The organism is Citrobacter sp. RHBSTW-00017 (genome assembly GCF_013797615.1).
Classification (GTDB): Bacteria; Pseudomonadota; Gammaproteobacteria; order Enterobacterales; family Enterobacteriaceae; genus Citrobacter; species Citrobacter braakii.
The window spans coordinates 1,886,067-1,898,785 of the sequence record NZ_CP056899.1 but is presented as its reverse complement, the minus strand read 5'-3'; the positions used below and the strand labels follow the sequence as shown (position 1 = coordinate 1,898,785).

Sequence of the window (12,719 nt, the reverse complement as noted above, 5' to 3'; positions counted from 1 at the left end):
CGTTACGAAGCGTGGTAGCCGCCCCCCAGCGCACGGTTCAACTGGATTGAGGCATCCAGCCATTGTCCTTGTAAAAGCAGAGCGTTGCACCGTTCACGTAATGCCGGGATCTTTGCCTCACTGACCCGGGAGCCCGCAATAATTCCGGCATTGAAGCGCGCCTGCGCCAGACCCACTACGCGCAGTGCATCATGCTCAATCTGCTGCTGATGCTGATTCTTCTGCGCCAGGGTTTCTACCTGCGATGCTGCACGCGCCACGTCATTCACCGCATCCACCACGGCTTTGTTGTAATTCGCCACCGTCAGGTTGCTTTGCGCTTGAGTAATGTCGAGATTCGCGTTCAGCCTGCCGCTATCAAAGATAGGTAGCGTCAGCCCGGCCGTTACGCCCATTTGCTGCGCGGAATGGCGAAACAAGTCGCTCAGATGTAACGCATCCTGTTGTAAAAATGCCATCAGATTTACATCGGGATAAAACGCCGCTTTCGCCGCATCAATGCTGCTCAGCGATGACTCAATGTACCAGTGCGCCGCCTGCAAATCCGGTCGGCGGGCCAGCAGCGAATAACCTAGCTGGGACGGGAGCTGGCTTTCCACCGCGGGCAGCGGGGTCGAATGGAGTTTCAGGGCTGTGGACTGCGAGTTGGTCAGCGCGCTCAACCGCGCTTCAATCACCTTCATTTTACCGCTGACATCGTTCAGCTGCTGCTCTGTTTTGCTGGAATCGATATCGGTTTCAACGCCTTCCACCGAAGAAGTAAGACCATTTTGATACAGTTGACGATCAACGTTAATGACGTTCTGCTGCTCGGTTTCGATTTGCGTCAACACGGTTTTCAGCCCGGCCTGCGTTTGCCATTCCCAGTAAAGACGAGCCACACCACTCGCCAGCACCTGTCGCGTTTGCTCGCGCTCGGCTTCACGCGCCTTAACGGCCCCAATACGTGCCGTCACTTCGGCCCGATTTTTACCCCACAGATCCAGATTCCAGCCAGCAGTTAAACCCAAGGTGCCGTTGGTGTACCACGGCCCGGTCGTCCCGGCGGCCGGATCGGTAATGGCAAACGGACCCATCAGCCCTTCGGCTGACATTCTCTGACGCTCTACATCTGCTGAGAAATCGATCTCCGGGCCATCCTGCGCCTCCACAGCCTTAGCCTGCGCCTCCGCCAGTTGAATGCGCTGTTCCGCGACCTGCATATCAGGGGAGTTGCGTAACGTGCTGTCAATCAGCGCATTAAGCTGGGGGTCATGGTATGCCTTCCACCATTGGCTGTCCGGCCAGCCATTTTTTAACGCCGCAGGCAATGTGGTATCGACATTCGCAGCGGGGGTCTGCTGTGACAGAGACTGGCGGTCATCATGCATCGGCGCGCAACCTGACATCAAAATAAAAAGCGGCAACAATGCCGTCGTGACAAAAGCAGAATTACGATTCATGGAGAGACACAGGTAAGAAAAGATGTGCTGAGATTACGACTTGTCGCGTTTCCTTTTTTAGTTACGCGTGGCAATACACCTTTGGCAATAAAAATATATAATCGGAAAAATATACACCCAACAAATAATTTAGATTAATTAATTTTAATAATTTATGGATGGAGACATTATGTCACAGAATATCTATGACGATCCCGAGTTCTTTGCCGGATATGCCACGCTGGACCGTTCAGTAAAAGGGCTCGACGGTGCGCCAGAATGGCCGACAATACAAGCGATGCTCCCCGCTCTACAGGGAAAAAATATCCTCGATTTGGGTTGCGGATATGGCTGGTTTTGCCGCTACGCGCGCGATAACCAGGCGGCCAGCGTAGTGGGACTGGATATTTCACAAAAGATGTTAACTCAGGCGCACAGCATGACGCAGGGTAATGGCATCGTTTATCGCCGTGAAGATCTCGAGACGCTTTGCCTGTCGCCAAATTCCTTTGACCTGGTTTATAGCTCACTTGCCCTGCACTATTTGCGCGATATCGCGCGATTATTCGTAACGATTTACCAGTCGTTAACACCGGGAGGCATGTTGGTATTCTCTGCCGAGCATCCCATTTATACTGCACCGCTTAATCAAGGTTGGATAAAAGATAAAACCGGGCAACAGTCCTGGCCGGTCAATCATTATCAGCAGGAAGGCACACGCATCAGTAACTGGTTCGCGGAGGGTGTCAAAAAACAGCACCGTAAGCTGGCGACCTGGATTAATGCGCTGATAGCCGCCGGATTCGAAATCGTTTGTGTCGATGAATGGGGACCGTCCGCTGAACAGATTGCTGAAAACCCGGCGCTGGATGAAGAAAAAGAGCGGCCAATGGTGTTTCTGCTCAGCGCAAGTAAACCGGAGTAAGGTCATTACAGGAAGATTTTCAGAGGCTTTCCTATACTTAACCTGAACTCACCAAAAAAGGAACGCTGATGAAAATCTTACTGTGGATTATTTTAGTTATTTTTCTGATTGGGTTATTGGTGGTAACTGGCGTGTTTAAGATGATTTTTTGAAACAAAGGCCACTCCGGTGGCCGATTAATGTGTTAATGCAATTTAGCGATATCAATGGCCTGAATCGCGCGCGCGATATCCGGTGAATTGTTTAATGCGCGGATTTCCTGAAACAGCGCGGTTGCCTCTGAGTATTCTTTACGCAAATACCCTAACCATTGTTTAATCCGCGCCACGTGATACAGCCCGGTATCACCCTGCTTTTCAAGACGAGTATATTTTTGCAACAGCATCACGACATCAGGCCACGGCATACGCGGCTCGTTGTACTTCACCACACGACTCAGGTTCGGAATATTTAATGCCCCACGGCCAATCATCACCGCATCGCATCCGCTGATAGCCATACAGTCCTGGGCGCTTTGCCAGTCCCAGATTTCGCCATTCGCGATAACCGGAATGGTAAGCCGCTGGCGGATCTCACCGATCGCCCGCCAGTTGATATGTTCGGCCTTATAGCCCTGTTCCTTGGTTCGGCCATGCACCGCCAGCTCGCTGGCGCCCGCCTGCTGAACGGCATCAGCAATTTCAAACTGCCTGTCGCTGTTGTCCCAACCCAGACGCACTTTCACCGTCACGGGGAGATGATCCGGAACCGCCTCGCGCATGGCTTTTGCGCCCCGGTAGATGAGTTCAGGATCTTTTAATAACGTTGCGCCACCGCCGCTGCCGTTGACCAGCTTCGACGGGCAGCCACAGTTCAGATCGACACCAAACGAGCCCAGTTCTACCGCGCGCGCCGCGTTCTCCGCCAGCCACTGCGGATACTGCCCCAGCAACTGTATGCGCACCCGCGTGCCGGATGGCGTCCGGCTATTGTTATGCAGTTCCGGGCAGAGCCGATGGAATACTTTTGCCGGCAGGAGCTGATCTACCACGCGCACAAACTCGGTGATGCACAGATCGTAATCATTCACTTCAGTCAGCAGCTCGCGCACCAGTGAGTCGAGCACGCCTTCCATCGGCGCCAGTAAAACACGCATATCGTCACCCGCAAAAAAAGAGGCGCTATGGTAGCGCCTCCGTTCGGGAGATTAAAGAGGCTCAGCGCGGCAACAGGCAGTTATCTTCTTTCCAGCCGTACAGCCATTCCATACCACGATAAAATTCCGCCTGAGATTTGCCTTTCCACAGCAGATTACGCACCTGGCGCTCGACGCCTGCGGCGTGGTACACACGTCCCATTTCGCGCGTCGACCAGACGATGCGCGCAGTACGCGGAATACGCACCGACTCATACAAGGCAAAGGCATCAGCCGCATCGCCGTCACACTGCTGTAACGCCTTACCGAGAGTGACAGCATCTTCAAGCGCCATACAGGCGCCCTGCGCCATATATTGTGCCACCGGATGCGCAGCATCACCCACCAGCGTAATGCGGTCGGTCCCCCATTTCTCTACCGGTTCGCGGTCAGCGGTGGACCAACGACGCCATGAGGTCGGCTTATCCAGCATCTGACGCGGACGCGCATGAATACCGGCAAAATAGGAGAGCACTTCCTCTTTACTGCCATCCTTTACCCCCCACTCCTCCTGCTGACGACTGTGGAAGGTCACCACCAGGTTATACTGCTTGCCGCCGCGCAGTGGATAGTGCACCAGGTGGCAGTGCGGTCCGGCCCATAGCACCGGCGCGTTAATGCGCAAATCTTCCGGCATATCATCGCAATCAATCACCGCGCGATAGACCACGTGCCCGGTCACGCGTGGCGCATCGCCAATCAGAGACTGACGCACAACCGACTTCACACCGTCACAGCCCACCAAAATATCCGCTGTCCAGCTGTTACCGTGCTCATCAAATACCGTCACATCATCTTCTGTCTGGCGAATATCAACCACGTTAGTTGAAGTGCGATACTCAACGTTGGGATGAACCAGTGCCGCTTCCCAGACAGAAGCATGAATATCAACCCGATGGATAACCGCATAAGGACCGCCAAAGTGATCGCGGAACGCCTGCCCGGTTTCAATATGTACAACCTCTTTCGCGTTTACCGCATCCATCATGGTGATGTGATCGGTAAAAACGGCGCGCTGACGAGCGACGTCACCCACGCCAAGGCTGTCCAGAGCAGAAAACGCGTTCGGCCCGAGCTGAATGCCCGCACCAATCTCACCAATCTCGTGCGCTTTCTCCAGCAACATCACTTTAATGCCTTGACGGGCCAGCGATAGCGCGGTCGCCGCGCCGCCAATCCCGCCACCCACGATAATTGCGCGTGTCACTTTAGCCATTGTCGTTCTCCTTATCAGGCTGGAATTTTGTCTTGTTGATTCTCGGGTGCGGCGGCGATAAACGCCGGAAGCTGGGTACAGGCATCATATACCGCCTTACAGCGCGGATAACCGCTCAGATCACAGCCCATACGTAACGCGTTCGCCCACTGCGGGATCAGACAGCAATCCGCCAGCGTCGGCGCATTCCCCACGCAGAACGTCCCCGAGTGACTCTGGCGCAGCATCTGTTCAACCGCGCTTAACCCTTGCTGGATCCAGTGCGCATACCAGCGTTTTTTATCCTCTTCACTGACCTTTAGCTCTTCGCTCAGGTAGCGCAGTACCCGCATGTTATTCACGGGATGGATATCACAAGCGATGGCATAAACAATTTCCAGCACCCGGCTGCGCGTCGGGAAGTCGGCTGGCAGCAGCGGCGACTGCGGAAAGTGACCATCCAGCCAGTCGGTTATCGCCAGCGACTGCCCGAGTGATTCTCCCTCATCAGTGACCAGCGTCGGTACAAGCCCTACCGGGTTCATCCGCCGGTAGGCCAGCTCGTTCTGCTGACCGATGCGAATGTTGACGCCCACCGTCTGGTAATCAAGCCCCTTCAGCGCCAGCGCAATGCGTACGCGATATGACGCGGAGCTGTTAAAGAAACTGTACAGCTTCATCATCCACCTCAGACAATCTTCACAGCGATGGGGGTTAAACCGTCTACATTGCCGGTGATCACATCTCCTTTCACCACTGCGCCCACGCCCTCTGGCGTGCCTGTGTAGATCAAATCACCCGGCTGTAGTTCGAAAAAGCCGGACAGATAGCTAATCGTTTCATTAACGGACCAGATGAGGTGGCGAATATCGCTACGCTGATGATCGTCGCCGTTGACCTGCAACCAGATAGGCGCGTTGTTAACATCCGCACTTTCGCTGGCTTTATGCAGCGGCGCGATGGGGGCTGAGAGATCAAATGCTTTGCCGATTTCCCACGGACGCCCCATCTGGCGCATCTCCATCTGCCTGTCGCGGCGGGTCATATCCAGACCAGTGGCATAGCCCCAGATATATTCGTGCGCTTTTTCCAGCGGTATATCGCTGCCCTTTTTACCGATCGCCACCACCAGCTCTATCTCATAGTGATAGTTATCGGTCTGCGACGGGTATGGCAGCTCGAGGGTTTGACCGGCCGCCACCGGAACCACCGCATCGGCAGGTTTACAGAAGAAGAACGGCGGTTCGCGATCCGGATCAAAACCCATTTCACGCGCATGAGCGGCATAGTTGCGGCCCACGCAGTAAACGCGACGCACGGGAAACTGTTCATTACTGCCAACGACCGGAACGGTAACAGGCGCTTGTGGTTCGAATACGTATTGCGTCATTTTCTCTCTCCCAAATTAATAACGTGCTTCACGGAACAACCCCAGCGCTTCCTGAACCGGTCTGTCCGAAAAACTAAATAAGACGGCATCTTCGTGGGCCTGGAATGACACGCCGTGCCAGGTTGGCACCACGAAGATATCTTTTGGCGAAAAATTTAAAGTCTCGGTGCCGATGGTGACCTGCCCGCTTCCTTCCACCACGTGATAGATAGTGCTGTCGGTGGTACGCGCCATCCGCGAGGAAAAGCCCTTCGGCAACAGTTGTAAAAAGGTCCCCATTGAAGGCATGGGATAACCACCGGTTACCGGGTTGACGTAACGCATCTTGTAACCGTCCCACTCATCGGCGTCGCCCATGCGGGTCAGGTCATGCAGCGCTTCACGGCTGCGATCGTAGCGATAGTTGAAAATTGGCGATGAGTTACCCTTCTGATGACGCAGCGGCAGCATATTGGCCGCGTAGCGTGGTAAGTAATCCCCTTCCTTGCGCGTGACTGGTTGCTGATCCTCCGGGTAATCTTCCGCAAAGCCGCAACCCAGCAGATTCACCAGTGGCAGATCCAGACCGTCCAGCCACACCACCGGTTCACTGCCTGGGTTGCCGTGGTCGTGCCAGCGCCACTGTGGCGTCAGAATAAAATCGCCTTCATGCATTTGGGTGCGCTCGCCATCCACCGCAGTAAATGCCCCTGTCCCTTCGACAATAAAGCGCAGCGCAGACTGATTATGCCGGTGACTCGGGGCAACCTCGCCCGGCATGATTAACTGCAATCCGGCGTACAGCGTTGGGGTGATTGAAGACTGTCCGCGCAGCATGGGGTTTTCCAGCACCAGTACGCGACGAATCGCCTCTTTCGCGCCAATCAGATCGCCGCTTTCCAGCAGCAACGGGCGGATCTCCTGATAGTTCCAGTACGCAGGAGCACAATGTGCGTTCGGCGTTGGCGGTACCAGGCGGTGCAGAGACTCCCACAGAGGGGTCAGATTCTGCCCGGAAATATGCTGGTAAAACTGCTGACGGCTGTTCTTAACATCCTGATTAAGTTCTGACATAGAGATTCTCCTTATTTGTTCACGATGCCTACGCGTGACAACGCGTCAGGGACAGAGGCCGACTGGCGGATAACAACCGTCAGCAGCATAAGCATCACCGCGCTGATGGCCGCCGGAACGGCAATAATGAAAAACAGGTTATCGAATGAGAAATTCATCGCCATCATCACGCCGCCGGAGAGCGAGCCGACAATCGCGCCGCAGCGGCCAATCGCATTAGACCAGCTGACGCCCGTGGCCCGGCTCTGCGTCGGATAAAGCGTGGCGGTTAAAGCATTCAGGCCCACCTGCGAACCGCTGATGCCGATGCCGGTGCCAAAAATGGCCAGCGCCATCAGCCACAGGCCGTTCTCGCTCAGGCCAATCATGACAATACACACCGCACCCAACGCATAGCTCACTGCCAGCACGCGAAAAGGATTGTATTTATCCATCAGCACTCCCAGCACCAGCGCACCGAGCGTACCGCCAATCTGAAAGGCGGCGGTCACCCATGAGGCATGCTGCAGGTCAATTCCGCGATGGTTAAGCAGCGTTGGCATCCAGCTGGAGAGCAGATAAATAATCAGCAGGCTCATAAAGAACACCACCCATAACATCAGGGTAATGGGCAACTGTTGCCCGACGAACAGCTGGCGAATGCTGCCTTTGGCAATCGCGGCGCCCTCGTTGAGATAAAATTGGGTATTGTCATAACGTTCCCGGGTGATGGCGCTGACGGTTCTGGCAATCACGTTTTGCGGCAACTGACGACGAACCTGCCAGCGCGGGGATTCCGGCAGCGCAAACAGCAGAGCCACAAACAGCATCAGCGGTAGCACGCCTCCCAGCACCAGGATGCCGTGCCAGCCAATAACCGGCACCAGCTGTGCGCTGACAATCCCGCCCATCGCCGAGCCCAGGGTAAAACCGCAGAACATCATGGTGACCAGTGCGCCACGCCGACGCGCTGGCAGGTATTCTGAGGTCATAGTGATAGTATTTGGCATCGCGCCGCCCAGGCCTAACCCGGTAAGGAAGCGCAAAATAACCAGCGTTTGCAGATCGGGGGAAAAAGCCGAGATCAGGCTCAGTGCGCCGAACAGCGCCACGCAGAGTTCAATCACCCGTTTGCGTCCAAAACGATCCGATAGCGGACCGCAGAGCAGTGCGCCAGCGGTCAGACCCAGCAGGCCTGCGCCAAACAACGGCGCCAGATCTCCGGCCGTCAGTTGCCAGTGGGTGCGAATGTCGGGCGCGATAAAACCAATAGCTGCGGTATCAAAACCGTCGAGCATGACGACCAAAAAACAGCAAATGATAACGCGCCACTGGGTCTTACCGACGGGGGCGGAATCGATCAGTGTTTGTAGCTCACGTTGTTGAGTCATAGTGAATGCCTCAGTGCAGGTAGAGTAGATGTCTGTTTTGTTTTAGGTATGTTGCGACTTTGTATGTTTGGAGATGAAATGTACAATGGCTTTTCATGCAGAGGCATAACCTGGAGGTTATAGCAAATGGCTAACTGGGCGCAGAAACTTAAGTTACACCACCTGCAAACGCTTATTGCGCTGGGCGAACAGGGGAATTTGACTCACGTCGCCCGAATGATGAATATCACCCAGCCAGCGTTGTCAAAATGGTTATCACAGCTCGAAGATGAGATGGGTATCACACTCTTTGAACGTCATAGCAAAGGCTTACGCCCTTCAGAAGGTGGCAGGCTGCTACTGCAGCATGCCCAACGCCTGATCAATGATATGGAACGTTCACAGTATGAAATCGCCCGTTTTAAGCAGGGAGGCCTGGTAGGGAGTCTGAAGATTGGCTGCTCGCCGGTGGCGACGGACTGCGTTTCACAGGCGATACTGGGTTTGCTCACAGAGCTGCCGACCTTGCATCTTAATATTGAAGAGAAGGTGATGACCCCGCTGCTGCACGATCTGCTCGCGGGTTCGGTGGATGTGGTGGTCGGACGCGTCGGTGGCCGGGCGCTTCAGTTGCCGCTCAATTACCAGGTGCTGTATACCGAGCCGGTCTGTTTCGTCGCGCGCCCCGACCATCCACTGGCAAAATATCCCCTGCTCACCTGGCATGATCTGGCTAACTGGCGCTGGATTGTCTGGCCGACGGGAACGCCCATCCGGATAAGCATTGACAACGCGCTGGTAGATAACGGCGTCATGCTACCGGAAAACATCATTGAGTCGGCGTCGATAAACGTCAGCACCAACCTGCTGCAAAGTAGCGACATGATCTCTATTCTTTCTCTACGCCTGGCGCAGCGTTATGCCGCCCAGGGACAGCTGGCTATCCTGAATCTGCCGAAGATTGAACAAAAAGGCAGCGTAGGCGTGTTCTGGCGCAACAATGAAACGCCCACGACCGCCCTGAATCGTTTTCTGTATTACCTGGCACAGGTTTAACGTGAACAGTTAGGGCCATCGCCCGATGTTCCAGATATCTATTTCTTCTATGCTTAGAATTCATGATGTGATCGGTAGCACGTTTTGAAGTTTAATTGTATGATGAATCAGTCTCGTCAAGGGTTTCAACTATGAGCAAAGCACTGAACATTATCTGGCAATATTTGCGCGCATTCGTCCTGATTTATGCCTGCCTCTATGCAGGTATTTTTCTCGCATCGCTACTCCCCATCACCATTCCGGGCAGCATTATCGGCATGCTGATTCTGTTTGTCTTACTGGCTTTGCAGGTGCTACCGGCAAAATGGGTTAACCCCGGCTGCTATGTGCTGATTCGCTATATGGCCCTGTTGTTTGTCCCGATTGGCGTGGGGATCATGCAGTACTTTGATCTGCTCCGTGCGCAATTTGGTCCGGTGGTGGTGTCCTGTACCATCAGTACGCTGGTCGTTTTCCTGGTGGTGAGCTGGAGTTCTCACATTGTGCACGGTGAGCGCAAAATCGTTGGGCAAAAAGGGTCTAAAGAATGATGTCGTATATCTGGTGGTCGTTACCCCTTACGCTGGCGGTATTTTTTGGCGCACGTAAGCTGGCTGCACGATTTAAAATGCCGCTATTGAACCCGCTACTGGTCGCCATGGTGGTGATCATTCCCATTCTGATGCTGACCGGAATTCCCTACGATCACTATTTCAAAGGCAGTGAGGTGCTGAACGATTTACTGCAACCTGCCGTGGTCGCGCTGGCCTATCCGTTATACGAACAGCTGCACCAGATTCGCGCTCGCTGGAAATCAATTATTGCCATCTGCTTTGCGGGGAGCCTTGTGGCGATGGTCACAGGTACAACAATCGCCTTGTTGATGGGCGCATCGCCGCAAATTGCTGCGTCAATCATGCCGAAATCGGTAACCACGCCTATCGCTATGGCAGTGGGAGGCAGTATTGGTGGTATTCCGGCCATCAGCGCCGTGTGCGTCATTTTTGTTGGTATCCTCGGGGCTGTGTTTGGTCATACTTTGCTCAATGCGATGCGTATTCGCACCAAAGCCGCACGTGGACTGGCTATGGGTACCGCGTCGCACGCCCTGGGTACCGCACGCTGTGCAGAGCTGGACTATCAGGAAGGCGCGTTTAGCTCTCTGGCGCTGGTTATTTGCGGCATTATCACCTCGTTGGTCGCCCCATTCCTGTTCCCGATTATTCTGGCCCTGGTCGGTTAACCTTCAATTTTTGGCTAATTATTTGCGATGCGTTGCACATTTTTAATTTAAGTTTCATAAGTTGCATACACAATGAGATTTGGATCACATATAAAGCCGTAACAGGCCCGTAAACTACGATTCCATTACATTGTTATGAGGCATCGCCATGCATCCACGTTTTCAAACTGCTTTTGCCCAACTCGCGGATAACTTGCAATCAGCCCTGGCGCCTGTTCTGGCGGATGCGCATTTCCCCGCCATGCTGACTGCTGAGCAGGTCTCTTTGCTGAAACGCGAATCGGGACTGGACGAAGACGCGCTGGCATTCGCTCTACTGCCGCTGGCTGCGGCCTGCGCGCGTACTCCGCTGTCCAACTTCAACGTTGGGGCAATTTCTCGCGGCATCAGCGGCACCTGGTACTTCGGTGGGAACATGGAGTTCCTGGGGGCGACCATGCAGCAAACCGTTCATGCCGAGCAAAGCGCCATTAGCCATGCCTGGCTGCGCGGTGAAAAAGGGCTCGCCGCCATCACCGTCAACTACACGCCGTGCGGCCACTGTCGCCAGTTTATGAACGAACTGAACAGCGGACTGGATTTACGTATTCATCTGCCGGGACGTGCGCCACACGTGCTGCGCGATTACCTGCCAGATGCCTTCGGACCGAAAGATCTGGAGATTAAAACGCTGCTGATGGACGATCAGGATCACGGCTTCGCGCTGCAGGGCGATGCGTTGACCCAAGCGGCTATCACCGCCGCCAACAGATGTCATATGCCGTACAGCAACTCCCCAAGCGGCGTGGCGCTGGAATGTAAAGATGGTCGAATTTTTAGCGGTAGCTATGCGGAAAATGCCGCCTTCAACCCGACCCTGCCGCCGCTGCAAGGCGCGTTAAACCTGTTGAACCTTAACGGTTATGACTACCCGGATATCCAGCGTGCTGTGCTGGCTGAAAAAGCCGATGCGCCGTTGATTCAGTGGGATGCGACCTCCGCTACCCTGAAAGCGCTGGGCTGCAATAATATTGAGCGCGTGCTGCTCGGTTAATTGCCTGGCGCTACGCTTATCTGGCCTGCAATCGCTCCAGGTTGTCGGCCAGATTTGCTGTTGCTACCATCCAACAGGGCCGTTTTGCTGAAAATCCCCTCAATCAGATTGCTGTTTCTTGCGCTACGTCTTCCGGTACAGTAGCCTGATTGAAATTCCATCCAAATAACGAGTTTTCTGCATGTTAAAGCGCGTGTTTTACAGCCTGTTAGTCCTGGTAGGCTTGTTGCTTTTGACTGTGCTTGGGCTCGACAGGTGGATGAGCTGGAAGACCGCTCCCTACATCTACGACGAATTGCAGGATTTACCCTACCGCCAGGTCGGTGTGGTCCTGGGCACGGCGAAATACTATCGCACCGGCGTCATCAACCAGTATTACCGCTACCGCATTCAGGGCGCATTGAACGCCTATAACAGCGGAAAGGTAAACTATCTGCTGCTGAGCGGCGACAACGCGCAGCAAAGCTACAACGAACCCATGACGATGCGTAAAGATCTGATTGCCGCAGGTGTCGATCCCGCTGACATCGTGCTTGATTACGCCGGGTTCCGGACGCTCGATTCAATTGTACGAACCCGCAAGGTGTTCGATACCAACGATTTCATCATTATTACTCAGCGATTCCACTGTGAGCGCGCCTTGTTTATTGCGCTGCATATGGGCATCCAGGCCCAGTGCTATGCGGTGCCCTCACCAAAAGATATGCTCACCGTGCGGGTACGTGAATTTGGCGCCCGCTTTGGCGCACTGGCCGATCTCTATATTTTCAAACGTGAACCCCGCTTTTTAGGTCCGCTGGTGCCCATCCCTACCATGCATCAGGTACCGGACGATGCACAGGGATATCCGGCGGTCACGCCTGAACAACTACTCGAATTACAAAAGAAACAAGGAAAATAA

Annotated in this window: 13 protein-coding genes; 6 read left to right on the top strand and 7 right to left on the bottom strand. The window is 54.3% G+C overall.

Annotated features, from left to right (window positions below):
* Nucleotides 1-2: 2 nt before the first annotated feature.
* Nucleotides 3-1,442 (bottom strand): multidrug resistance outer membrane protein MdtQ, encoded by a 1,440-nt coding sequence (gene mdtQ, locus HV037_RS09180; protein ID WP_032931687.1) that lies wholly within the window; start codon nucleotides 1,440-1,442, stop codon nucleotides 3-5.
* 169 nt (nucleotides 1,443-1,611) lie between these two features.
* On the opposite strand from mdtQ, the gene HV037_RS09175 reads away from it, so the two are divergent.
* Nucleotides 1,612-2,346 carry a class I SAM-dependent methyltransferase gene (locus HV037_RS09175; RefSeq protein WP_103284018.1) on the top strand — a complete coding sequence of 245 codons (735 nt, stop codon included), beginning with the start codon at nucleotides 1,612-1,614 and terminating at the stop codon, nucleotides 2,344-2,346.
* Between the two features lie 184 nt (nucleotides 2,347-2,530).
* On the opposite strand, the gene dusC is transcribed toward HV037_RS09175, so the two are convergent.
* From dusC to HV037_RS09145, 6 genes are all read right to left on the bottom strand, one after another.
* Nucleotides 2,531-3,481, bottom strand: coding sequence for a tRNA dihydrouridine(16) synthase DusC (dusC, locus tag HV037_RS09170; RefSeq protein WP_016156971.1), 951 nt, complete (start codon nucleotides 3,479-3,481; stop codon nucleotides 2,531-2,533).
* Nucleotides 3,482-3,542: 61 nt separating this feature from the next.
* Nucleotides 3,543-4,736 carry a 3-hydroxybenzoate 6-monooxygenase gene (locus HV037_RS09165; protein ID WP_016153705.1) on the bottom strand — a complete coding sequence of 398 codons (1,194 nt, stop codon included), beginning with the start codon at nucleotides 4,734-4,736 and terminating at the stop codon, nucleotides 3,543-3,545.
* Nucleotides 4,737-4,750: 14 nt separating this feature from the next.
* Nucleotides 4,751-5,395 carry a maleylacetoacetate isomerase gene (gene maiA, locus HV037_RS09160; protein ID WP_016156972.1) on the bottom strand — a complete coding sequence of 215 codons (645 nt, stop codon included), beginning with the start codon at nucleotides 5,393-5,395 and terminating at the stop codon, nucleotides 4,751-4,753.
* Nucleotides 5,396-5,403: 8 nt separating this feature from the next.
* A complete protein-coding gene (locus HV037_RS09155) occupies nucleotides 5,404-6,105 on the bottom strand; it encodes a fumarylacetoacetate hydrolase family protein (RefSeq protein WP_016153707.1) in 702 nt (233 codons plus the stop codon).
* A gap of 15 nt (nucleotides 6,106-6,120) precedes the next feature.
* Nucleotides 6,121-7,158, bottom strand: coding sequence for a gentisate 1,2-dioxygenase (gene gtdA, locus HV037_RS09150; RefSeq protein ID WP_016156973.1), 1,038 nt, complete (start codon nucleotides 7,156-7,158; stop codon nucleotides 6,121-6,123).
* Between the two features lie 11 nt (nucleotides 7,159-7,169).
* Complete coding sequence (locus tag HV037_RS09145; RefSeq protein WP_103284019.1) at nucleotides 7,170-8,528, bottom strand: aromatic acid/H+ symport family MFS transporter; 1,359 nt, start codon at nucleotides 8,526-8,528, stop codon at nucleotides 7,170-7,172.
* 126 nt (nucleotides 8,529-8,654) lie between these two features.
* Here HV037_RS09145 and HV037_RS09140 point away from each other — a divergent pair, with 126 nt between their 5' ends.
* From HV037_RS09140 to sanA, 5 genes are all read left to right on the top strand, one after another.
* A complete protein-coding gene (locus HV037_RS09140) occupies nucleotides 8,655-9,563 on the top strand; it encodes a LysR substrate-binding domain-containing protein (RefSeq protein WP_103284020.1) in 909 nt (302 codons plus the stop codon).
* 131 nt (nucleotides 9,564-9,694) lie between these two features.
* Nucleotides 9,695-10,093 carry a CidA/LrgA family protein gene (locus tag HV037_RS09135; RefSeq protein WP_016153711.1) on the top strand — a complete coding sequence of 133 codons (399 nt, stop codon included), beginning with the start codon at nucleotides 9,695-9,697 and terminating at the stop codon, nucleotides 10,091-10,093.
* On the top strand, nucleotides 10,090-10,785 hold the full coding sequence (locus HV037_RS09130; RefSeq protein WP_016156974.1) for a CidB/LrgB family autolysis modulator: 696 nt from the start codon (nucleotides 10,090-10,092) through the stop codon (nucleotides 10,783-10,785). Before HV037_RS09135 ends, HV037_RS09130 begins: the two co-directional genes overlap by 4 nt.
* A 148-nt stretch (nucleotides 10,786-10,933) precedes the next feature.
* Nucleotides 10,934-11,818 carry a cytidine deaminase gene (gene cdd, locus HV037_RS09125; RefSeq protein ID WP_016153713.1) on the top strand — a complete coding sequence of 295 codons (885 nt, stop codon included), beginning with the start codon at nucleotides 10,934-10,936 and terminating at the stop codon, nucleotides 11,816-11,818.
* A gap of 181 nt (nucleotides 11,819-11,999) precedes the next feature.
* Nucleotides 12,000-12,719, top strand: a complete 720-nt coding sequence (gene sanA / locus HV037_RS09120; RefSeq protein ID WP_016153714.1) for an outer membrane permeability protein SanA — start codon at nucleotides 12,000-12,002, stop codon at nucleotides 12,717-12,719.